This is a genomic window from Leptolyngbya sp. FACHB-671 (genome assembly GCF_014695745.1).
In the GTDB taxonomy this organism is placed as follows: Bacteria; Cyanobacteriota; Cyanobacteriia; order Elainellales; family Elainellaceae; genus JAAUTN01.
This window is the reverse complement of record NZ_JACJOV010000157.1, coordinates 58,017-79,523: the sequence shown is the minus strand read 5'-3', so window position 1 is coordinate 79,523 and position 21,507 is coordinate 58,017. Positions and strand designations below refer to the sequence as shown.

Sequence of the window (21,507 nt, the reverse complement as noted above, 5' to 3'; positions counted from 1 at the left end):
TGGTTTTCCTATCTATGACACAATAGGAAAACCAGTTAAGAAAGGGTTATGGATACAGCAAAAAAACACCGCAAAAATGTCTGGCTCAACGAGCTTGACGACATTATTCGCGGTGCTTGCGGTGGTTTTCTGTTTGGTATTCCACTGCTCTATACAATGGAAGTTTGGTGGATTGGCTCGGTTGTTGAGCCACCCCTGATGCTACTGGCGATCGCAATCACCTACATTGTTATATTTCTGCTTAATCGCACTGCGGGGTTTCGCAAGATTGAGAAAATTCGGGCGATCGATGCAGCTAGAAACAGTGTTGAAGCCATTTCTATTGGCATCGTTTGTGCAACGGTAATGCTGACTTTACTCCGTGAAATCAATTCTGATGTCTCTCTAGATGAAATGTTAGGCAAAGTGCTATTCGAGAGTTTGCCATTCACACTAGGGGTGGCGCTAGCAAATCAATTTCTAAGGGGAGATCGAGGTGGTAATGAGGGGCAACGCTCCTACAAAAGCGAAATCAACGCCACCTTTAGCGACATTGGGGCAACCTTAATCGGTGCTGCTGTGATTGCTTTGAATATTGCTCCCACTGATGAAGTTGTAATGTTAGCCAGTGCCGTCTCAGGAGGAAGGCTGCTTGCTATTATCGCGGCTTCGTTGATCATTTCTTATGGCATTGTGTTCCAGTCGGGTTTTGCTGATCAGCAAAAACGGATGCAGCAACAGGGTGTCTTCCAGCGCCCAATGAGTGAAACGCTTGCTTGCTATTTAGTTTCATTGGCAGCAGCAGCATTTATGCTGTGGTTCTTCCACCAACTGAGCTTTGGCGACCCCTGGACAATGTGGTTACAATACACACTCATCCTAGGATTGCCTGCAACAGTTGGGGGTGCAGCGGGAAGGTTAGCAGTATGACCCGAACCCCAGCCCATTCTCCTGACCAACAACCCTCTGAAGCTTCGCCACAGCAACGTCCGCGCTCGCTTGCAGAACAGACCACGTTTGGCATTGCTGGTTTGATTTTAGCCATGATTGTGGGACTCGTGCTGTATATCTGGTTTGATGAACAAAAGCAGCAACCTCCTGACATTACAGTTTCTAGTCAAGGTGCGGTGCGAGAAGCTTCGGGACAATTCTACGTGCCGTTTGAAATTGAGAATGTTGGCGGGGGAACAGCCGAATCAGTGCAAGTGATTGCTGAACTTCGCATTGATGGCGAAGTTGAAGAATCGGGTGAACAACAAATCGATTTTCTTTCTGGTGGTGAAACGGAGGAAGGAGCCTTTGTCTTTAGCCGCAATCCTGAGGAGGGAGAGCTAGTGCTACGGGTGGCAAGCTATAAGCTCCCCTAAAATGCATTAGGGGTAAGGAAGATGCTATTCCTCTGGTGTTTGTTCACCTGGAGAACTGTAGCCTCGCTCAAAGGCAAAGCGAATGAGTTGGGAACGGTTTTCCAGGTGGAGTTTACTAAGAATGTTGCTGAGGTGCGTCTGTACGGTGCGAGGGCTAACAAATAGGCGATCGCCAATCTGCTTATTGGTAAAGCCCTGAATCACTTCCCAAAATACCTTTTCCTCGGCTGGTGTAAGCGGCAGGGGAGAAGGTGTTGCGACACTGGGCTGCTCAGCAGTATTATTTTCGGACTGCTGCATCAACCGCACGATTTCTGAATGAATTCGACGCGATCGCTCTAACTGAGCTTCGATTTTGGCAACTAACTCTCGCGGCTCAAAGGGCTTTGCCAGATAGTCATCTGCCCCCATTTTGTGCCCCTGAATGCGATCGTCAATATCTTTACGGCTCGATAGGAAAATGAACGGCACCAACTGCCCAAAGCGAGTATTTCGCAAGCGGCGGCAAAACTCTAACCCGTCCATCTCTGGCATCATGACATCAGAAACGACCAAATCAGGCGGATTTTGCTCAAACAGCTCCATCGCCTCAACGCCAGAGCTAGCATTTTGAACCGAATATCCCCGATTCTCCAGATAGCGGATCAAGGCAGTTTTTAAGGTGATATCGTCATCAACAATCAGAATTTTCTTCATGCAGATTTACACAGCCGTCACAGCACAGAGCGATAGAACTAGCCTTACTCTTTTTTATCTTAGGATCACGAATCGTAAAACTTCTCTTTCTAGTCTTTCTTAAACAGCAACGCGGCAATATTCACCTTAGTCAAAGATCTGAATTCTAATTCAAACCACTGATTCTGAGCAAAAGTACCCTTTTAGCTTTACAGCTTTGGTGATACAGCAAAAAGGCAGACGAAAAAATCAAGTCTAACACCGTTGTGGGGCAGGAAGTTTGCTAATCTGCCAGGGAAGCTACAGAATCGCTAGCAAGCAGGAGTTGCTGCAACCATGTACGAAAAAATTGTTCCTCCCAATGTTGGATCGCGAATTACCTTTGAGAACGGCGAACCCATTGTTCCAGACAACCCGATCATCCCTTTTATTCGAGGAGATGGCACGGGAGTAGATATTTGGCCTGCTGCTCAACGAGTTTTTGATGCTGCTGTCAAACAGGCTTATGGCTACCAGCGACAGATTGTCTGGTTCAAGGTTTATGCTGGGGACGAAGCCTGTGAGGTTTACGGGACTTATCAGTACTTGCCAGAAGATACGCTAACTGCCATCCGGGAGTATGGCGTGGCAATCAAGGGGCCCTTGACCACTCCAATTGGCGGCGGAATTCGATCGCTCAATGTGGCCCTACGGCAGATTCATGACCTCTACGCCTGTGTCCGTCCATGCACATACTATGCAGGTACGCCTTCCCCTCATAAGACCCCCGAAAAGCTAGATGTAATTGTTTATCGGGAAAACACAGAAGATATTTATCTGGGGATCGAATGGCGGCAGGGTAGCGAGGTGGGCGATCGCCTGATCAAGCTACTCAACGAAGACCTGATCCCAGCTACACCTGAGCATGGCAAGAAGAAAATTCCCCTCGATTCGGGAATTGGCATTAAACCCATCAGCAAAACAGGTTCTCAGCGATTAGTGCGTCGTGCCATGAAACACGCCCTGCGGTTGCCCAAGTCCAAGCAGATGGTGACTTTGGTGCACAAAGGCAACATCATGAAATACACCGAGGGGGCGTTTCGAGACTGGGGCTATGAGTTGGTCACAACTGAGTTTCGGAATGAGTGCGTGACTGAGCGAGAATCTTGGATTTTAAGTAACAAGGAGCGCAACCCGGATCTGAGCGTGGAGGATAATGCCCGTCAAATTGAACCAGGCTACGATGCTCTGACGGCTGAGAAAAAAGCAGATGTTTGCAAAGAGGTACAGGCAGTACTGGATGCCATCTGGGAAACCCACGGCAGCGGGCAGTGGAAAGACAAGATCATGGTGAATGACCGAATTGCTGACAGCATTTTTCAGCAAATTCAGACTCGCCCTGATGAATATTCGATTTTGGCGACCATGAACCTGAACGGAGACTATCTGTCGGATGCAGCAGCGGCGATCGTTGGTGGGTTAGGAATGGGACCAGGAGCAAATATCGGCGACAACTGCGCGATTTTTGAGGCGACCCACGGCACGGCTCCTAAACACGCTGGATTAGACCGGATTAATCCGGGTTCCGTCATTTTGTCAGGAGTGATGATGCTGGAATATATGGGTTGGCAGGAAGCGTCCGACCTGATCAAGCAAGGAATTGGAGCAGCAATTTCGCACCGTGAAGTGACCTATGACCTAGCACGACTGATGGAACCTCCGGTAGACCCACCACTGAAGTGTTCAGAATTCGCAGAGGCGATCGTTAAGCACTTTGGTGGCAACTAGCATCTTCTACCCTCTTCGGGAGAAACACAGTTCATTGCATCTCTGGAGAAAATCGCCTTCTAGTAGGGGACATGGGTTTAGCCTGTAACCTCTTGTCAATGTCGTCCCCAGGTAGAGCCTGGAGATGTTTCATAGTGAGGCTCTGCTTCTTGGGACTCCCACAAGGCGGAGCCTCATTTATAGATCTGGTTGACTGACAAAACTTCCAAAACTATGGGTTAGCTTAGGTTGGGTGAAACAACGTGCAACCCAACATCCACCTGGATTCTGTTGGGTTACGCGTTCGCTTCACCCAACCTACATCAGAAGATTTGTCAGTCAACCAGTTTATAGGCACTACAAGGCAAAGCCTTAGAACGAGAAAACGGGAAAAAATTGTTTTTTGGGAGTGTTTACGGATTGGGTTTCAGTTGAGAGAACAAGCAATCCCAGTCACGGGGAGCGCAATTGTTTTCGGCTTCTGTAACCAGAAAGGTAGTGTTACGAGCTTGAGAGTGGGAAAGCGATTGGACGCAAACGGCTGCGACATCTTCACGGCTGATTTTGTTTTGCTGGTCAAGGTTTTCTGGGAGACTGTCTGACGTAAAGAGGAGCGATCGCCCCCCCGCTTCATCCGTTAATGAGGACGGTTTTACAATCGTGTAAGCGATTTCACTTTGACGTAATCTTGATTCTGCTTCTGCATCAGAAGCGCCCACAGGACTGACAAGAATAAACTGCGGCAACTCAGAGATTTTGTAGGTTTTGATAAATTTCACTTGAAGCTGAAACGGTCCAGGTGAGAAGTGAGGATTGAGCGCGCCATCATACTCAAACTTGCTGAGCATTAGCTGAAAGGCATAGGTTCGGCTGGAATCAAACGATTGAGCGTCTTTTACCGTCTTAGCTCGAAATACCGGGATCAGCGCTGAAAAAGGAACCCGAATCAGCATTTGGGTATCTGGGATCGTGTCAAACGAATAGCTGTAGGCAAGGCTGTCCCAGCCCGATTCGCTCCGCAGCAATAGCTTGTAGCGATTGCCATCCCCTTTCACGCACAGCTCAACTCCTTCTGCTTGAGACAGGTCGAGCGGCGGCTCAAAGTTGCGCGTACGAACGGAGACAAAACCGCCAGAGTTTGCAGTTGAGACGGTTCCAGAAAATACGGCACCGTCAGTATCTAAACGAATGCTGCTTTGACTCGCACCGCCCATGACAACATCATCCAGCGCACCCCAAACTTCCTTAAGGTCACTGGTGGGGTTAGTGAAATCGAAAACAAGCTGACCCGGTCGATTTAGACTATCTGCGGCTGCATCAATCAGGCGAGGCAAAGAGTACTCTGGTCCATTCACACAGATAATTGCGCTCACGCCTTTCAGAACATCGGAAATTGCTTCAGGGCTGGCAAGATCTGCTTGCACAGGTTCTATTTGATTTTGGGATGGAGTTGGGACTTCCTCAGTCGGCGTGAACAGCGATCGCACCCGGTAGCCCTGATCGACCAACTGCTGCACCACCTGCTGTCCCAGCGCTGCGGCTGCACCCACGACCAGAATGTTGCCTAATTTGGGATCAGTTAAGAAACTGGTAGCGTTTTTTGCAGAAGTGCCGTAGGAGATAGCAGAGCGATCGACCTTTGGGTCAGGACGACTGCCTAGCCACTGCTGGAACCAATCGACACTGCTTAGGAAGGGGATCGCTCCAAAGTAGGACAGCGTTTTAACAAAGCGTCCCAAATCCCAGCTAGAAGAATTTTGCTGACTCATACGGTCACCTACTGTCACCCGTTTTGCTGTTTTTATCTTAGAAAACTTGCGATCGCCTTCCCTCTAGCGTGGGTGGTGCATCCGTAAGATCCCATCTGTGATTTAGCTAGCAGCTTACCCTTAAGAATTATGTAAAGATACGTGTAGATCACGACCGTCAGGCAAAAATACTTGGCAATTGGCGGTTATTCCTTGAGGAACTGACCATGAGTACGCAAAAGCGCCCTCGAATCGTGATCATTGGAGGTGGGTTTGGTGGGCTATCGGCGGTGCAAAGTGTTGCTAGCTCAGCAGTTGAAGTGTTGCTAATTGACCGAAACAATTACCACACCTTCAGCCCCATGCTTTATCAGGTTGCGACGGCTGAACTGGGAGCAGAGCAGATTGCTTACCCAATTCGCAATATCTTGCGAAAGCTGCCAAATACTCAGTTTTTGCAAGCAGAAGTAAAACGAATTGATTTTGCTCAACGAGCTGTGGAAACCGATCGCACCGTTATTTTTTACGATTTTTTGATCTTGGCGACGGGAAGCGTTACCCAGATTCTTAGCGTTCCGGGGGCAGCAGAATATGCATTTCGGCTGGACAATTTGAGACAGGCGATCGCCCTTCGCAATCACATTTTGCGTTGCTTTGAGCAGGCTGCCTATGAATCAAACCCAGAACGCAGACGGCAGCGATTGACCTTTACAATCATTGGCGGCGGTCCAACAGGCATCGAATTAGCAGGTGCATTGGTTGAATTGCTCGGCAATTCTCTCAAGCGGGACTACCCAGTTTTAGATTTTCGTCAGGTGAAGGTGCTGCTGGTGCAATCAGGAAGCCGCTTGCTGAGGGACATGCCAGAGCGATCGCAGCGTTATACCCAGCGTCAGCTTCAAAAAATGGGCGTGAAAGTCATCCTGGACGCAAAGGTAAACCGAATCACTTCCGGTGCCGTGCATTTGCAGGACGGACGCATCATTCTTACAGAAAGTCCGATTTGGACTGCAGGAGTACAGGCTAATTCACTCTTGCGGCAATGGGGTTTACCGATGGGTGACAAAGGGAAGGTGACAGTTTTGCCGACTCTCCAGGTGCCAGATCATCTAGAGGTTTATGGAGTAGGAGATCTCGCACTGCTCAAAGAAAGCGGTCAACCGTTGCCGATGGTGGCTCCGGCTGCGATTCAGCAAGGAAGAGCAGCCGCAAAAAATATTCGGCGGCAACTGATAGGGCGACAGCCCGTTCCGTTTAAGTATTGGAACAAGGGAGCGATCGCCATGATTGGGCGAAATGCGGCAGCAGCCCAAATTGGCAAATTCGTCTTTACTGGGTTCCCCGCATGGCTACTATGGTTGGGAGTTCATCTTGTTTATTTACCTGGATTTCGCAATCGCCTACAGGTTCTGATTGATTGGCTGTGGGATTATGTTTTGCGCGATCGCCCTGCTCGATTTGTGTCGCCTACTTCGAGGGCGATCGCTGAAACTTACCCAACGCCAGATCATAAATCGGACGAAGTTCGCCAGATTTACAACAGACAACGGGTTTAGAGGTAAGCCGATGGACTTGCAAAAAATCATTCCGCTCATCGCTCGCACCTGTCTGGCAGTGATCTTTCTTCGCTCTGGAGCAGGTAAAGTACTTGATTTTGCTGGCACGCAAGAACAAATTGCAGGGGCAGGCTTGCCTCTCGCAGCCCTGATGACAGTAGGTGCGATCGTATTTGAATTGGTTGGGGCTGTCCTGGTTTTGCTGGGTTACAAAGCCAAGTGGGGGGCACTGTTACTCATCTTGTTTCTAATTCCAACGACGCTGCTCTTTCACACCAATTTTGCAGAGGGAATGCAGGTTACACAGTTCTTTAAAAACCTGGCTATTCTAGGTGGACTGCTGATGGTGACAGCGTTCGGTTCAGGGCCATTAAGTTTAGAAAATCGGTTTCGTTCGCGGCGCAGGTTTGGAGGAATATGAGACCCTGGAGTTCATTGTCAAGGCGTAGCATTCGATAAGTAAGCTACTTGAATTAAGCGTAATACACTGCCCAAATGCTACTCCCCTACTCCGTGCTGGGTAACAAACTCAGACTTCTAGACTCATGCTGGAACTGCGACAGCAGAAAGCATTTGCTTCAGGTTTTCGGGCTGCACAAACTCTAGATACTGACAGGCGATCGATGGCGGCAGCAGTTCAATCATCATCGTATTTTCGATCCATAGTTCAATCACTTCAAACAGTCCATCCCGACTGCAGTGGAGCGATCGCCACCCTTCCCGTTGAGCCACTTCCTGAATCTTTTCCTGGCTAACAGGCACTGAAATTGCAGCGTGAACTGCACCAAAACTGTAGGCAAACGCATTGGTAGAGAAAGTTGCCTGTTCACTGTCAGTTCCTGGCAGCAGTTCAGTTCCAGCCGGATAAACTTCGATTAAAGTTCCATGTTCATCCAGGGCAAGCGCCATGTAGCTGCCCGGATGAGGTGGAAAGGGGGCAGCGCAACCGTCCAACAATTCAGCCAAAACCTCAGCAACATGAAGCGGATTGCTGGCAGAGATAGAAATGTGATGAATCATAGAAATCCCTCCGAAATCAAGAATCTTTAAATAGGACTTACGCCAGGACTTCTCACCGACCTTGGCTGTGTAGTCCTGATCTATACATCGCTTTGAAGTGCATCCATTTCGTAAGTGAATATACCGAAAACGTAGATCTCATTCCATTGGGGGATTTATCTTCATCCGGACGAATCGCCCGATTGAATGAAGCTAAATTCGCTAAAATCTCAAGGCAATAGCCTACGAGAGTTTTCGCTGGGCTGTTGTGTGGTGTTTGCTTTCGTCCGAATGGTTCAGTGACTCAAAATCCCCGGCAAGCGGCCTTCCTCGCGCTCCGATCAGTCCATCGGGGGGCATTTGCAGATATAGCGTTAGACCGTGCTTTACAGCGGTCAGAACCAGCCCCTCCAGATCGCCGCCTGGTGACGGAGCTGGTCTACGGCAGCGTTAGACGACAAAGAACGTTGGATGCTCTAATTGACCAACTTGCAAAGCGGCGATCGTATCAGCAGCCCCCCGATTTACGAGCTATTTTGCATTTGGGGCTGTATCAACTGCGCTATCTCAATCAAATTCCGGCAGCGGCAGCAGTCAATACGACGGTTGATCTGGCAAAGCAAAACAGCTTTGAGAAATTGGCAGGGTTTGTCAATGGGCTGTTGCGCCAATATCTTCGGCTTGCAGAAACGGGCGACCCGCTACAGCTACCCGACGATCCGGTCAATCGACTGGCAGTACTGTACAGTTACCCCGATTGGGTGGTGCAGGTTTGGCTGGAGCAATTAGGCTTTGAGGAAACGGAGATGCTTTGTGAATGGCTGAACCGATCGCCTCACATTGACTTAAGAGTTAATCCACTGCAAGCTTCTTTAGAACAGGTTCAATCAGCGCTGCAAGAGGTGGGAATCAAAACCACTACGGTCGCCGCACTGCCTCAATCACTGCGATTGTTGGATAATTCGGGGTCAATTCAGAATCTACCCGGCTTCCGGGAGGGCTATTGGACCGTACAGGACAGCAGCGCTCAACTGGTAGGTCATTTGCTTGACCCGCAGCCAGGGGAAATGATTGTTGATGGCTGTGCGGCTCCAGGCGGCAAAACAACGCACATCGCTGAATTGATGGGCGATCGCGGCATTGTTTGGGGATGCGATCGCTATGCTTCGCGGTTGAAAAAACTACGCCAGAATGCAGAACGACTGAGGCTGACCTGCATCCAGACCTGTGCTGGAGATAGCCGTCAATTTACTCAATTTGCTCAACAAGCAGATCGGGTGCTGCTCGACGTTCCCTGTTCAGGGCTAGGAACCCTGCACCGCCATGCCGATGCCCGCTGGCGACAAACGCCAGAAACCGTCCAGGAATTAGCCCAACTGCAAACCGAATTGCTTGACCAGGCAGCAACCTGGGTCAAACCAGGCGGAGTGCTAGTTTATTCCACCTGTACGCTGCATCCTGCCGAGAATGAGGCGATCGCCCAATCCTTCCTATCTCGCCATTCAGAATGGGTGATTCAGCCGCCGTCTCACCCTCCTGGCGATGCTTTTGTCACTCCAGAAGGATGGCTCAAAGTTTGGTGTCATCAGCGCGATATGGACGGTTTTTTTATTGCTCGTTTCCGCAAAGCTATCGAATAACATCCTTAAGAGTCGAATAGCGCGGTAAACTCAAATCGTTACACATTGAGGAGTTTGACCTCAGCACACGGAGATCGCAGATTGGGCGTAGAACTTCGCAGTTACGTATATTTAGACAGTTTGCAGTCTCAGCACGCTGCCTACATTGGCACAGTCTCACTAGGGTTTCTGCCGTTACCAGGAGATGCCTCTCTGTGGGTAGAGATCTCACCTGGTGTTGAAATTAACCGGATCACAGATGTAGCGCTTAAGTCTGCGGTCGTTCGTCCAGGGGTGCAGTTTGTCGAACGGCTATACGGGCTACTGGAGGTGCATTCTAACCGCCAAGGAGAAACTCGTGCCGCAGGCAAAGCGATTCTTGAAGCATTAGGTGTGCAAGAGCGCGATCGCCTCAAGCCGTCTGTCGTTTCCAGCCAAATCATTCGCAATATTGATGCCCACCAGGCGCAACTGATCAACCGCAACCGTCGCGGACAAATGCTCCTGGCAGGGCAAACGCTTTACGTGCTAGAAGTTCAGCCTGCTGCCTACGCCGCTTTAGCCGCAAACGAGGCAGAAAAGGCAGCACTGATCAATATTCTTCAGGTGCAAGCAGTTGGCAGCTTTGGGCGACTTTATTTGGGCGGCGAAGAGCAAGATATTTTGGCGGGTTCTCAGGCGGCGATCGCGGCAATGGAAAACGTCTTTGGGCGAGAAAACCCGATTGGCGGGCACAAGGAATGAGGCTTTCCGATGGCAAGGATTGAACATCTGTCGCTCCTCCAAAGTGCTAAGTGGACTTCCTGGAGAATCCAAAACCCTGAAATTCAACTCGACCTGAGTGAAGCAGACTTGCACGGCGCAAATTTGCCAGGAATAAACCTGAGCAATGCCGACTTAAGTCGAGCCATCCTCAGGGACGCTAAACTAACCACCGCCGATTTCAGCAGGGCGAACCTCAGCAACGCTGATTTACAAGCCGCAGAACTAAGTGGGGCAAATCTCTACGCAGCTGAGCTGGTTGTCGTTGACTTGAGAAGGGCAACCCTTAAAGAAGCTGATTTGACTGGAGCAAACCTGATTGGGGCTGACCTGCGAGGAACGACGCTTAACCGAGCAGACCTGACCAGAGCTAACCTGATTGGCACAAACCTGAGCAATACTCGTTTGCGCTGGGCAGACCTGACCACAGCAAAGCTGGCAAAAGCTAACCTTAGCCAAGCCGATCTGTATCAAGCAAACCTCAGTAACGCAAACCTCAGTAACGCCACTCTTTACCAGGCTCAATTTATCGGGGCTTCTTTGTATGAAGCTAACCTGGCGCAGACAGACCTCGGAGAGGCATACATGACTCGCGCCTACCTATTCAATACAAATCTGCAGGAAGCGTCACTACGAGGAACGGATTTAAGGTGGGCAAACCTGAGCAAAGCAAACTTAGAGGGTGTTGATCTGAGAGCCGCCAAACTAAAAGGTGCAAACTTCAGCAAAGCGAATCTTAGCCGTGCAAATCTCAGCAACACAGATCTCACTTATGCCGACTTAACTCGTGCAAACCTCCGAGGCGCAGTCATGCCTGACGGTACGGTGCATGATTAGAGGGACAGGCTAAGAACTGTCTACCTCTTGCCCCAGACCCAGGTGGCTTTCAGTATAGGCTAAAGCCAGTAGGTGAAAAGCTGGGACTTGGGGTGTTTACTTTAGAAGAAAGTTTAGGTCCAGCAGTATTTTCCGTGGCTTAGCCTGTGTGGAACTGAGAGTCTTTAAACCCTGTCCCAACTGTAGTAACAACATTTACTAGCTTTTCCTCGTAGCGCCCGCGTTAAGCAAAACGGTCATGAGTCGGAGTTTAAGTTTGAATCGATTCATAAATTCATTTCTGCACACCCCCCCATCTATTAGTAAGGTAATGCTACGAAGACATTCCCCCCATGTCAAAATGTCCATTCCTGTGGGCATAACCGCTCTTTTACTGTTAGCGGGTGGAGCGATCGCTGCCCCCCTTCCTGCTAACCTGGGCTCCTCCATTACCGCCCAAATTCCCGCAAATGCCACGGTCCTTCATGTCAACCCGACCCTGGGGACAGACAACCCTGACGCAGGTAGGGAATCAACTCCCTTTCGCACCATCAGCTACGCGATGCAGCAGGCACAGCCTAATACGGTCGTTCAACTTGCGCCTGGTAGCTACACCCGCGACACAGGTGAAGTTTTTCCAATCGTCGTCCGACCTGATGTAATCTTGCGAGGTGATGAATCGACCAAGGGACAAACGGTTCTGATCATTGGCAGCGGCAGTTATGCCAGCCCCACTTTTGCCGTCCAGAACGTGACGATCCGAGCAGAATCTGATAGCTCGATTCGCGGGGTCACCGTCACCAACCCTAACAGTCGCGGCACTGCTATTTGGGTAGAATCCACCAACCCTAGCATTCGCGACAGCACACTTTCCAATAGCCTGCGAGACGGTATCTTTGTCACCGGTACAGCTGCCCCCACGATCGAAGGCAACGTCTTCACCAACAATCAGGGGAATGGCGTTTCGGTTGCTCGGACTGCCCAGGGTGAAATTCGCGGCAACATTTTCCAGAGCACTGGATTTGGAATTGCGATCGGCGACAACTCGTCCCCTAGAGTAGAAAATAATCAAGTCGTTCAGAACGTAGACGGTATCGTTGTTTCTAACAATGCTCGTCCGGTTTTACGAAATAACGTAATTGAGAGTAATACCCGTGATGGTGTAGTGGCGATCGCCAATGCTCAGCCCGACTTGGGTACTGCCGAAAGCCCCGGAGAAAACCTGATTCGCAACAACGGTCGCTATGACCTCTACAACGCTACCCGTAGCAACACGATCGTGGCAGTTGGCAATCAGATTGACCCCGAACAAATCTCTGGCTCCGTTGACTTTGTTGCAGCTACGATTGCAGGCGCATCCAGATTTTCAGACGTGACAGGACATTGGGCCGCAGCATACATTGAAGCATTAGCTAACAGAGATGTGATTGGTGGCTTTCCTGATGGCACATATCGTCCTAATGAACCCGTCACTCGTGCCCAGTTTGCCGCCATTGTGAATGCTGCTTTTTCACCCACTCCAGAGCGATCGGGAATTACTTTCCCTGACGTTCGCTCAGATTTTTGGGGCAATGCCGCAATTCAGTCGGCCTACCGGGGAAATTTCCTCAGTGGCTATCCAGATGCAACCTTCCGACCCAATCAACAAATTCCTAGGGTTCAGGCACTCGTTTCCCTGGCATCGGGCTTAAAGCTGCCTGCTGGTGATACGACCGCGCTAACTCGTTACCAGGATGCTGGACAAGTTCCGGCTTACGCAACGGGGGCGATCGCCGCTGCCACTCAGCGAGGCATTGTCGTCAACTACCCCAACGTGCAGCAGCTAAACCCTAATCAGGTTGCCACCCGGGCAGATGTAGCGGCCTTTATTTATCAGGCTCTAGTTAACGCGGGTCAAGCTGAGGCAATTCCCTCACCATACTTAGTGCTTAGCTCTGATGTTAATCCTTTGCAATAGCTGAGAGGATAGCTTCGGAAATCTCTTAAGCGGCGACCATAAATGCCGAGTGCCAGCCCTTTGTGGGCTGGCACTCGGCATTATTTATTCACAGGAAGTTAATAGTCAGGACCTTTATATCGGCTGATCCCGATTGAGCTTTTACTATATTGCCGGAGATTTTCGCGGCTCCTCAATTTTGTAATCTTTTCTTTGTGTTTCCCTTCCTCAGGATTCTCAACCTTTTGTTCCCCAAACTTCAAATATATTCACACCTCTTCATCCCTCATCTTTCACTTTACCTTTCTGCTCTAAGCGATACAGCCAGACCATTAGCGCTACCACTCCAACTTGGAGTGCAAAGTTGGGAAAAGCAGCGCCAACTTCCCGACCTGCAAGCAGTTGTGTGAAAAAAACAAAAGCTCCGATCAGTCCAGATGCACCAAAAGCAACATAAACAAACTGCCTCAAGCCTCGGTAAGGTGCCTTCGCCTCAGCCCTCAAACGGGCATACTTTTCGGGACTAAGATTCCGAGCGGGTTTTGCCTTGCCACGACGCTTAGAATTTGAATCAGCCATAACTAGATTCCTTCTCAACTAGACCAGGATTGCCTAGATAAGATAGCAGATTCAAAACTTAGGCACTGGGAAATCTTGTAGCCATTCGCTACCATACGCCTCGCTTGCCGCTGGGATGAACGGTTGTCCAGTTTGTTCGAGCTGTAGCAAGCTGTTCCTCAGAAACTTTTGCTCCTGTCAAATCAGCCCCACACAGATTTGCGCCGCGTAAATTGGCATTGCTCAAGTAGGCAAAGCTCAGGTCTGCACCACGCAAATCTGCTCCCTCCAAATCAGCGTGACTCAAGTAAGCTCTCGCCATATTTGCATTTCGTAAAACAGCGTGACTTAGACTGGCTTTACCAAAGTCAGCGTTAAACAAATTAGCGCCCTGAAAGTTAATCTTCTGTAGCTTCGCCTGATGGAAATTTGCTTCAGCAAGATTAGCTCGTTGTAAGTTTAATAAGCTGAGATCGTGAGAAGTAAAGTCCCTTCTTCCTTTGGCATAGGCTGTGAGCAGGTCAGTAGAAGCCAGTTTAGGTGCCGCAGAAGGTACCCCAGCGGTTCCCTTAGATTTGATAGCAGTGGATAAAGAAGCTTTTTGGGTCAGAAGCCTACGTCGAGGAGAGCCAGGCTGTAAGCTGGTCGCTTCAGAGGATGCTGCTTTGGCTTGCTGTCGCGCCCGAATTGCAGCCGCCATCCGAGAGGATGGGGTAGATGGAGTGGTGTCATTCAGGTCAACAGAAGGAGAATACTCCGGCTCAGCTTGATAGAGAGGTCGATTAGGTTTGGTGACCATGCCCTGAGCTAAGCTATCAAGATAAGGCTCAAGATCGAGTGCCCTCAAAACTTCGTTGGAAGACTGGTAGCGATGGCGAACCGAGACCTCCAGCATCTTCCGCAAAACATCAGCAAAGTGATCGCTAATGTGAACTTTCTCCCGCCAGAGCATTTCTCCGGTTGCAGGGTCATAGTCTAGGTCTTTTGGCGACTTCCCAGTTAGTAAATAAATGCAGGTGACTCCAAGGGCATAGATATCACTGGCATAGACTGGACGCATTGCCATTTGCTCAGGTGGAGCATAACCCGGAGTGCCAATCGCATAGGCCGTTAGAGCAGTTTGCTCAGAAGCGCCAGCACGAGTCGGATTTACCTGGTCTTTTACTGCCCCGAAATCAATCAATACCAGCTTTTTGTCCTGAGAGCGGCGAATCAGGTTAGCAGGCTTGATGTCGCGATGAATCACCTGTTGGCTGTGAATGTACTGCAGCATCGGCAAGACTTCGCTGAGAAACTGCTTGACCCCGGCTTCGCTAAATGGGCCAGAACGTTTAACCTCTTGCTGAAGGGTAGAGCCGCTAATATACTCCTGTACCAGGTAAAATTCTTGGTTGGCTTCAAAGTAATCTAGCAGTCGAGGAATTTGGGGGTGATTTCCGATTCTGCCAAGGGTTTTGGCTTCGCGCTTAAACAGTTCTCGTGCCATTTGCAGCACGTGAGGAGAAGATGCGGCTGGGCGAAGCTGCTTAATGACGCAATGGGGAAAACCTGGTAATGACTCATCCTTAGCCAGGTACGTTGCCCCAAAACCACCGTGACCGAGGGTTTGGAGAACTCGGTAGCGATCGCGCAGCAGCAACTTGGAGCCGCAAGCCTGGCAAAGCTCGGTATGAACTAAATTTTCGGGGTTAGGACAGGCTGGATTTAAGCAGTAGCTCATGCGGCATCACTCGCTATGTCAGTCGCCGGGGCATCACTTCATCCACTTCTAGACGTAGACACCTTAACTTCTATTATCTTTCCAAGAAAGACGAGATAAAGCGCCAAGTTTGCGGAAAATCTCTTGAAGAGTTGCTAAAGCTCACCCTACTTTCCTTAAAATCCTTGTGAATACCCGATTCTCTGTAGTTTAAGGGAGGAGAAGATGGCACAGTGGAGGGGTTGCACCCAGTTATGGCAAAGCACCACAGACTCGTAGCAAGCTTCCATCATTTCAGAGGCTTCTCACAGTTGAGCGGTAGAATGGTGGGGCACTATTGTAGACCGACCTAGAGTTAAAGAGCAAGTTAGGCAATGCGTATCTCACTAAACTGGCTGCGAGAACTAGTAGACCTGACAATGAGTCCAGAAGAATTAGCAGAAATGCTAACAATGGCTGGATTTGAGGTCGAAGAAATTGAAGACCGTCGCACTTGGGCAGATGGTGTCGTAGTCGGAAAAGTGTTGAGCTGTGAGCCACACCCCAATGCAGACAAACTCAATGTCTGTCAGGTTGATATCGGCAGAGGCTCCCCTTCCACCATCGTCTGTGGCGCGTCTAACGTCAAGGCAGATCTTTACGTTCCTGTTGCCACAGTGGGGACTTATTTACCAACTGTAGACTTAAAGATTCGCCCTCGTAAGCTGCGGGATGTCGCCTCGGAGGGCATGATCTGCTCTCTGGCAGAGCTTGGGCTTGCGAAAGAGTCTGTAGGTATCCATCACTTTGAGCAAGATTCCTTGAAGGTCGGCAGTGATGCTCGCCCGCTTTTGGGCTTGGATGACGTGGTGCTGGATTTGACCTCAACAGCAAATCGAGCAGATGCACTCAGTATGGTCGGGGTAGCAAGAGAAGTAGCAGCCTTGACAGGGGCTAAGTTGAAACTGTCCAATGTGCCTGAGCTTTCAGTCGAAACCAGTCCAAGCTTAGCTGTGAAAGTTTCTGAACCTGAAGCTTGCCCGATCTACATTGGCACAATCATAGAGCAGGTGAAGATTGCACCCTCGCCTGAATGGCTTCAGCGCCGGCTCCAGGCAGCAGGAACGCGCCCGATCAACAATGTTGTAGATATTACCAACTACGTTCTGTTGGAATGGGGGCAACCCCTTCATGCGTTTGACCGCGATCGCCTGCGCTCTGTCGTCGGCACTGATAATCTGACGATTGGCGTTCGCTTTGCTAACTCTGGGGAGTCTTTGACCACTCTAGACAGCCAAAAACGAACGCTACATGAGCAAACGCTCCTAATTACGGCAAACGATAAACCCGTAGCGCTGGCTGGTGTGATGGGTGGTGAAGAAACTGAGGTTTTTGCCGATACGCAAAATTTGATGCTGGAGGCAGCCCTGTTCGATTCTGTGGCAGTCCGCCGCTCGGCTCGCTCTCAGGGGCTTCGGACGGAGGCTTCTGCTCGCTATGAGCGGGGCGTAAATCAGGCAGAACTGGCGATCGCCTGCCGCAGAGCCATTCATCTAATTTCAGAATTGGCAGGGGGGGTAACAACGGTGCAGGCGATCGCTGACTCACGTTCTAGTCAGGCAACAGCAACTCGCACCATTGAGTTACGCCTTGACCGCGTCAATCAGGTACTTGGGCCAATCGAACTGGATGCAGAGGCGCTCTCAAGCGCCGCTACGACCGACCCCAAAGACATGGACGAAGACGTTGGCGAACTACAGCCTGAAGACATTGAGCGCATTTTGACTGCCTTGGGCTGTACGCTGGTTCCAGTTCAAGAGCGAGTTTGGAGTGTCACCGTTCCGCCCTATCGTTACCGGGATTTGGAGCGAGAAATTGACCTGATTGAGGAAATTGCTCGACTCTACGGCTACAACAATTTCTGCGACACTCTACCTGCCAAAACTGAGCCAGGATACCTTTCTGTTGAGCAAGCCCTAACTCAAAAGATTCAGCAGGCGTTTCGAGCCGTCGGACTAACCGAACTGATTCACTATTCTCTGGTGAAACCAGACAAAGAAAACCAAATTTCGTTGGCAAATCCTTTGTTCGCAGAATACTCAGCCCTTCGCACTGAGCTTCTGTCTGGGCTAATTGATGCCTTCCAGTACAACCTGGAGCAGGGGAACGGAGCACTGAATGGGTTTGAAATTGGGCGAGTATTTTGGCGAGAAGAGGAAGGCTTAAACGAAACGGATATGGTTGCTGGCATCCTGGGTGGCGACCCCAGCCAGGGGCAGTGGGTGCGCGGCGGGCGAGAACAGCCGATTACCTGGTTTGAGGCGAAAGGAATGATGGAGAGTGCCTTTCAACGGTTAGGACTGTCCGTTGAGTATCAGCCCGATCGCCGTAACGCTCTCTTGCATCCTGGAAGAACGGCCTCTCTCTGGGTTCAGGGAAACCGTCTGGGTACGTTTGGTCAACTGCATCCCCAGCTTCGCCAAGAAAGGGGCTTACCCAATGAGGTTTATGTTTTTGAGCTAGACCTGGATGTGATGTTTGCCCAAATGGAGCAAGAGGAAAACACTGCGTCCGCATTCAAACCCTACTCGACTTACCCAGCTTCCGATCGCGACATTGCCTTCTTTGCCCCGACAAAAGTATCCGTTTCTGAGATTGAGCGGGCAATTAAGAAAGCAGCGGGCACACTTTTGGAATCAGTAGAGCTATTCGACGAATATCGAGGAGAGAATGTCCCTGAAGGAAAGCGCAGTTTGGCACTGCGGTTAGTTTATCGAGCAGGCGATCGCACCCTCACTGATGAAGATGTCGAACCCGTGCACCGCAAAGTTCGAGATGCTTTGATTGAAAAGTTTGGGGTCGATCCGAGAAGTTAGAGTTCACTCGAAAGGTTGAGTTCTCATGCGCGTCGCCCGTAAGAACTCAACCTTTCAAAACCCGCTTAAGGGTTGACTTCTCAAGAAGTCCTAAATCTGTAATGATTTTTGGCAGTGTGGGTTTTGCCTGTGCTGCCAAAATCTTTTGTAGATCAATTCACCGAGATACTGGTTTATGCCTAAATACGTGATGTGGGGAAGCTACTGTGATGACGTGTTGGAGAAGCGTTCTCCCTATCGTCAGGCGCATCTAGATCGGCTTGCTAAGCTAAAGGAATCTGGAGCGTTGGTCACAATTGGCCCAACTCAAGATCTGACTCAGGTGTTTGGGGTATATGAGGCGGAGGACGAGCCTACTGTGAGACAGTTGGTCGAAGAAGACCCCTACTGGCAAAACGGCATCTGGACAGAATACGAAGTGAAAGAGTGGATTCAGGCTTTTTGATTTAGAGTGTTTTTGGATTAGGAGATTGCGAATGTCTACTGTCACATCTACTGCAACCCAAGCTCCTATCGCCCATCTCAAAATTACCTGGCCCCTCCTGCCAGAGGACTTCATTCTGCCTGATGACCCCGTGGAAAACACCGATCAACCCCTGCTTGCAGCCGCTCTACGACAGCCGCTTACTGCATTTCCTGAGTTGATGCAGGATGCTTTGGTCGTCTCCAATTTTGCCCTCTGCGCTGCCATTCAAGACCGAACTATTTGTAAAGCACCTGACTGGATGTATGTCCGTCCAGTGCAGCCCTGGCAGCGACCTGAGTCTCGCCGCAGCTATACGCCACACACTGAGGGCAGCGTTCCCCAAGTGGTGATGGAGTTTTTATCTGCAACCTACGGCGAGGAATATTCGGTTGAGTTTACGCAGTCGGTTGGCAAGTGGTTCTTCTATGAACAGGTGATTCAGGTTCCCCACTACATCATCTTTCGACCCGACACGGGACACGTAGAAGTTTATGCACTGACCGAAGGACGCTACCAGATTCAAAAAGCAGACGCCTCAGATCGCTACTGGATTTCAGGACTGGAACTGTTTTTAGGTGTTTGGGAAGGCCCTAACGAAGGACGAATGGGCTATTGGCTGCGCTGGTGGAATTCCGATGGAGAAATGTTGCTCTGGTCTGAAGAGCGCACTGAACAGGAAAGTCAGCGGGCTGAACAAGAACGCCAACGGGCTGAACAGGAACGCCAACGGGCTGAGGCTTTGGCTGAGCGATTGCGTCAGTTAGGGATAGATCCGGAAGTGTAGTGCTGTCGGCAAAACTCTAGGGCGATCGCCACCTCACCCGTTTGTTGGGGATAGGAGACTGGAGGACGAGCGATCGTTACCCACTTCACCCCTAGCTCAACCGCCACCTGCCGCTTTACATCCTCGCCTCCGGCAACCCCAGAAGCCTTAGAGACAACCATTGAAATTTGCCACTGTTGCCAGAGAGCCCGTTCGAGATCGGCTGAAATAGGCGGACGCAAAGCAATTAGGCGATCGGGCGTAAAGCCTGCTGCTAGTGCTGCCTCCAGTGCTGTAACGGAAGGTAAGATGCGGGCAAACAGAGTTGCTTGAGATTGCCACGAGCGAAACTGTTCCAACGGTCTGTAGCCCACAACTAACAGCACCCTTTGTCCCTTCAGATAATCCCCAGCTACCAGGGTTCCAAAGTTATCTAAAATGATTTGGTTTGAGCTACTGTTTTCGTCCAGGCTTGGTCGTTCATAGCGCAGATAGGGAAGTTGAAATTTAGCAGCAGCGGCGATCGCCATCCTGGACACTTCCACTGCAAATGGATGAGACGAATCCAAAATGCAGCTAATCTGGTGAGTTTGCAAAAAATCTTTGAGCTGCACCTCGGACAGGCGACCCACCCAAACTTGTAGTGATGGAGTTGAGCAATAGAGCGATCGCGCTGATTCGGTCGTTACGGTGACGATGCAGGGCAGATTAGAGTGGGCGATCACCCGTGCTAGTTGCACACTTTCCTGAGTACCGCCAATCAGCCAGATTTGCCCAAACATGAGGATCAGGAAAAGCGCACTTTATAAAGCTGAAATAGTTCTCCTGGCTGCTGTTTCACAATTTTTGCACCAGCCGACTGAATCATTTTCTGCCAAGCTGTCAGCGATTCCAGGAATACTTCAGCACCTAAATAAGTTTCTAAGATTGCCCAGTTCTCAGCGATCGCTGAATCAGGATCGATTGCGTCAAACACAAACAGTCCCTCTGGCTTGAGCACTCGCTTTGCTTCTGACAAGACGGTACTCCAATAATCCAGCGGATAGTAGCAGCTAAATCCAGTGGCGATCGCCAGATCGAACTGGTTTTCTTCGTAGCTCAATCGATGCGCCCCGCCAAGCTGCACACCCTTAAACAGTTTTGAATTCAGCTGAGGTCCGCGCGCGTTCAGCGTGTCTCGTGCCACCTCACTAATCTCCTGACCGTAAAAAAATGCTTCCCAATCACGCCAGGGATAGATCAGGAAACTCACTCCACAGCCAATATCCAGGCAGCGCTGCTGCTTACGAGGTTGGGCAATTTCCCAGAACGGTGAGGCAATCTTGGCAGCGAGAGAACCGGAAGCCCATTCTCGAAAAATTGGCATTGCCTCGACTTCGGGCGGCAAATCAAACGATTCCCGTCGATATTCCTGATTAAATCGACGTGCTACTACTGCAAGTTGGGTCTGCCAATCTGAGCTGCTGTTGGAGCGATCGCCCAAAAAATTGGCTAGATCTTGAGAATTGCGTTTCCGTTCCTGGGGCATTCCGTTCTGTTACCCCTTCAGCGCTCGCTTAAAGTTTTGACGATAGGACCTATTAGAAATCAACAAAACTGGCCACAGTGCCGCTAGATAAAGCTTTCCCTGGCTGAAGTTAGTGCGGTGAAATCCTGTCCAAAACTTCCATACACCGCCTAGATAAACAGCTAACAGCACAAAACCAAGTAATCCAGTCATCGCTTAAACTCCAGTTTGAAGTCAGACGCTTTAATCCAAGTGTAGAGTAGCGAACCGAATTCCTGCTACACCCCTTAATATGCTTAATACCCTGTTCCAATTTGCGGGATATCGTTACTATTCTCTTGAGCAATGAAAAATATTTGAGTTCAACGAAGCAACTGTGAAGATTCTCACAAATCACCTCTAGTGGGGATATTCAGAGTTTCTTGCCCATAGGAGACTGCATAAGCAGATAAGTTA

At 50.0% G+C, this 21,507-nt stretch carries 20 protein-coding genes; 12 read left to right on the top strand and 8 right to left on the bottom strand.

The window, feature by feature from the left end; genetic code table 11:
- The first annotated feature begins 48 nt into the window (after nt 1-48).
- Together H6F93_RS28510 and H6F93_RS28505 are read left to right on the top strand one after the other, a co-directional pair.
- Complete coding sequence (locus H6F93_RS28510) at nt 49-909, top strand: TIGR02587 family membrane protein (protein WP_190688501.1); 861 nt, start codon at nt 49-51, stop codon at nt 907-909.
- Complete coding sequence (locus tag H6F93_RS28505) at nt 906-1,346, top strand: TIGR02588 family protein (RefSeq protein WP_190688498.1); 441 nt, start codon at nt 906-908, stop codon at nt 1,344-1,346. The genes H6F93_RS28510 and H6F93_RS28505 overlap by 4 nt, the downstream gene beginning before the upstream one ends.
- Before the next feature lie 24 nt (nt 1,347-1,370).
- Here the strand turns inward: H6F93_RS28505 and H6F93_RS28500 are convergent, their stop codons facing one another.
- The gene (locus H6F93_RS28500; protein WP_190643298.1) at nt 1,371-2,042 is read right to left on the bottom strand and encodes a response regulator transcription factor; all 672 of its coding nucleotides are present in this window, start codon (nt 2,040-2,042) and stop codon (nt 1,371-1,373) included.
- A gap of 315 nt (nt 2,043-2,357) precedes the next feature.
- Between H6F93_RS28500 and H6F93_RS28495 the strand changes: the two genes are divergently transcribed.
- The gene (locus H6F93_RS28495; RefSeq protein WP_190688495.1) at nt 2,358-3,788 is read left to right on the top strand and encodes an NADP-dependent isocitrate dehydrogenase; all 1,431 of its coding nucleotides are present in this window, start codon (nt 2,358-2,360) and stop codon (nt 3,786-3,788) included.
- A 392-nt stretch (nt 3,789-4,180) separates the two neighbouring features.
- Here the strand turns inward: H6F93_RS28495 and H6F93_RS28490 are convergent, their stop codons facing one another.
- Nucleotides 4,181-5,536: a CIA30 family protein gene (locus H6F93_RS28490; protein WP_190688492.1), complete on the bottom strand. Its 1,356-nt coding sequence runs from the start codon at nt 5,534-5,536 to the stop codon at nt 4,181-4,183.
- Between the two features lie 206 nt (nt 5,537-5,742).
- Here H6F93_RS28490 and H6F93_RS28485 point away from each other — a divergent pair, with 206 nt between their 5' ends.
- Nucleotides 5,743-7,071, top strand: coding sequence for an NAD(P)/FAD-dependent oxidoreductase (locus tag H6F93_RS28485; RefSeq protein WP_190688488.1), 1,329 nt, complete (start codon nt 5,743-5,745; stop codon nt 7,069-7,071).
- Nucleotides 7,072-7,081: 10 nt separating this feature from the next.
- Nucleotides 7,082-7,492, top strand: a complete 411-nt coding sequence (locus H6F93_RS28480) for a DoxX family protein (RefSeq protein ID WP_190688485.1) — start codon at nt 7,082-7,084, stop codon at nt 7,490-7,492.
- Nucleotides 7,493-7,614: 122 nt separating this feature from the next.
- Here H6F93_RS28480 and H6F93_RS28475 read toward each other — a convergent pair whose 3' ends face one another.
- Entirely contained in the window at nt 7,615-8,091 is a 477-nt protein-coding gene (locus tag H6F93_RS28475) for a hypothetical protein (protein ID WP_190643293.1), read from the bottom strand.
- Nucleotides 8,092-8,369: 278 nt separating this feature from the next.
- Here H6F93_RS28475 and H6F93_RS28470 point away from each other — a divergent pair, with 278 nt between their 5' ends.
- From H6F93_RS28470 to H6F93_RS28455, 4 genes are all read left to right on the top strand, one after another.
- Complete coding sequence (locus H6F93_RS28470) at nt 8,370-9,710, top strand: 16S rRNA (cytosine(967)-C(5))-methyltransferase (protein ID WP_190688482.1); 1,341 nt, start codon at nt 8,370-8,372, stop codon at nt 9,708-9,710.
- A 54-nt stretch (nt 9,711-9,764) separates the two neighbouring features.
- Entirely contained in the window at nt 9,765-10,433 is a 669-nt protein-coding gene (gene ccmP, locus H6F93_RS28465) for a beta-carboxysome protein CcmP (RefSeq protein ID WP_524538032.1), read from the top strand.
- A 9-nt stretch (nt 10,434-10,442) separates the two neighbouring features.
- Complete coding sequence (locus H6F93_RS28460; protein ID WP_190688478.1) at nt 10,443-11,288, top strand: pentapeptide repeat-containing protein; 846 nt, start codon at nt 10,443-10,445, stop codon at nt 11,286-11,288.
- A gap of 340 nt (nt 11,289-11,628) precedes the next feature.
- Complete coding sequence (locus tag H6F93_RS28455) at nt 11,629-13,224, top strand: DUF1565 domain-containing protein (protein WP_199314155.1); 1,596 nt, start codon at nt 11,629-11,631, stop codon at nt 13,222-13,224.
- Between the two features lie 258 nt (nt 13,225-13,482).
- On the opposite strand, the gene H6F93_RS28450 is transcribed toward H6F93_RS28455, so the two are convergent.
- Both H6F93_RS28450 and H6F93_RS28445 read right to left on the bottom strand, forming a co-directional pair.
- On the bottom strand, nt 13,483-13,782 hold the full coding sequence (locus tag H6F93_RS28450) for a DUF3493 domain-containing protein (RefSeq protein WP_190643289.1): 300 nt from the start codon (nt 13,780-13,782) through the stop codon (nt 13,483-13,485).
- A gap of 88 nt (nt 13,783-13,870) precedes the next feature.
- Entirely contained in the window at nt 13,871-15,481 is a 1,611-nt protein-coding gene (locus tag H6F93_RS28445) for a serine/threonine-protein kinase (RefSeq protein WP_190688472.1), read from the bottom strand.
- A gap of 353 nt (nt 15,482-15,834) precedes the next feature.
- On the opposite strand from H6F93_RS28445, the gene pheT reads away from it, so the two are divergent.
- The 3 genes from pheT (at nt 15,835) to H6F93_RS28430 (ending at nt 19,565) form a co-directional block, all read left to right on the top strand.
- On the top strand, nt 15,835-18,315 hold the full coding sequence (gene pheT, locus H6F93_RS28440; RefSeq protein ID WP_190688469.1) for a phenylalanine--tRNA ligase subunit beta: 2,481 nt from the start codon (nt 15,835-15,837) through the stop codon (nt 18,313-18,315).
- Between the two features lie 175 nt (nt 18,316-18,490).
- Entirely contained in the window at nt 18,491-18,760 is a 270-nt protein-coding gene (locus H6F93_RS28435) for a YciI family protein (protein WP_190643286.1), read from the top strand.
- A gap of 31 nt (nt 18,761-18,791) precedes the next feature.
- Nucleotides 18,792-19,565 (top strand): Uma2 family endonuclease, encoded by a 774-nt coding sequence (locus tag H6F93_RS28430; RefSeq protein WP_190688467.1) that lies wholly within the window; start codon nt 18,792-18,794, stop codon nt 19,563-19,565.
- On the opposite strand, the gene H6F93_RS28425 is transcribed toward H6F93_RS28430, so the two are convergent.
- The 3 genes from H6F93_RS28425 to H6F93_RS28415 are packed head-to-tail and all read right to left on the bottom strand — an operon-like array spanning nt 19,538 to nt 21,264.
- Nucleotides 19,538-20,326, bottom strand: a complete 789-nt coding sequence (locus H6F93_RS28425) for a cobalt-precorrin-6A reductase (RefSeq protein ID WP_190645890.1) — start codon at nt 20,324-20,326, stop codon at nt 19,538-19,540. The two genes, H6F93_RS28430 and H6F93_RS28425, sit on opposite strands and share 28 nt — an antisense overlap.
- Before the next feature lie 5 nt (nt 20,327-20,331).
- Nucleotides 20,332-21,072, bottom strand: a complete 741-nt coding sequence (locus H6F93_RS28420) for a class I SAM-dependent methyltransferase (RefSeq protein ID WP_190688465.1) — start codon at nt 21,070-21,072, stop codon at nt 20,332-20,334.
- Between the two features lie 9 nt (nt 21,073-21,081).
- Complete coding sequence (locus H6F93_RS28415) at nt 21,082-21,264, bottom strand: hypothetical protein (protein ID WP_190688462.1); 183 nt, start codon at nt 21,262-21,264, stop codon at nt 21,082-21,084.
- Between the last annotated feature and the right edge of the window lie 243 nt (nt 21,265-21,507).

Bases quoted from the DNA above. Each gene is read 5' to 3' on its own strand.
- H6F93_RS28510 (WP_190688501.1), top strand. From the start codon at position 49: ATGGATACAGCAAAAAAACACCGCAAAAATGTCTGGCTCAACGAGCTT.
- H6F93_RS28505 (WP_190688498.1), top strand. From the start codon at position 906: ATGACCCGAACCCCAGCCCATTCTCCTGACCAACAACCCTCTGAAGCT.
- H6F93_RS28500 (WP_190643298.1), bottom strand. From the start codon at position 2,042: ATGAAGAAAATTCTGATTGTTGATGACGATATCACCTTAAAAACTGCC.
- H6F93_RS28495 (WP_190688495.1), top strand. From the start codon at position 2,358: ATGTACGAAAAAATTGTTCCTCCCAATGTTGGATCGCGAATTACCTTT.
- H6F93_RS28490 (WP_190688492.1), bottom strand. From the start codon at position 5,536: ATGAGTCAGCAAAATTCTTCTAGCTGGGATTTGGGACGCTTTGTTAAA.
- H6F93_RS28485 (WP_190688488.1), top strand. From the start codon at position 5,743: ATGAGTACGCAAAAGCGCCCTCGAATCGTGATCATTGGAGGTGGGTTT.
- H6F93_RS28480 (WP_190688485.1), top strand. From the start codon at position 7,082: ATGGACTTGCAAAAAATCATTCCGCTCATCGCTCGCACCTGTCTGGCA.
- H6F93_RS28475 (WP_190643293.1), bottom strand. From the start codon at position 8,091: ATGATTCATCACATTTCTATCTCTGCCAGCAATCCGCTTCATGTTGCT.
- H6F93_RS28460 (WP_190688478.1), top strand. From the start codon at position 10,443: ATGGCAAGGATTGAACATCTGTCGCTCCTCCAAAGTGCTAAGTGGACT.
- H6F93_RS28455 (WP_199314155.1), top strand. From the start codon at position 11,629: ATGTCCATTCCTGTGGGCATAACCGCTCTTTTACTGTTAGCGGGTGGA.
- H6F93_RS28450 (WP_190643289.1), bottom strand. From the start codon at position 13,782: ATGGCTGATTCAAATTCTAAGCGTCGTGGCAAGGCAAAACCCGCTCGG.
- H6F93_RS28445 (WP_190688472.1), bottom strand. From the start codon at position 15,481: ATGAGCTACTGCTTAAATCCAGCCTGTCCTAACCCCGAAAATTTAGTT.
- pheT (WP_190688469.1), top strand. From the start codon at position 15,835: ATGCGTATCTCACTAAACTGGCTGCGAGAACTAGTAGACCTGACAATG.
- H6F93_RS28435 (WP_190643286.1), top strand. From the start codon at position 18,491: ATGCCTAAATACGTGATGTGGGGAAGCTACTGTGATGACGTGTTGGAG.
- H6F93_RS28430 (WP_190688467.1), top strand. From the start codon at position 18,792: ATGTCTACTGTCACATCTACTGCAACCCAAGCTCCTATCGCCCATCTC.
- H6F93_RS28425 (WP_190645890.1), bottom strand. From the start codon at position 20,326: ATGTTTGGGCAAATCTGGCTGATTGGCGGTACTCAGGAAAGTGTGCAA.
- H6F93_RS28420 (WP_190688465.1), bottom strand. From the start codon at position 21,072: ATGCCCCAGGAACGGAAACGCAATTCTCAAGATCTAGCCAATTTTTTG.
- H6F93_RS28415 (WP_190688462.1), bottom strand. From the start codon at position 21,264: ATGACTGGATTACTTGGTTTTGTGCTGTTAGCTGTTTATCTAGGCGGT.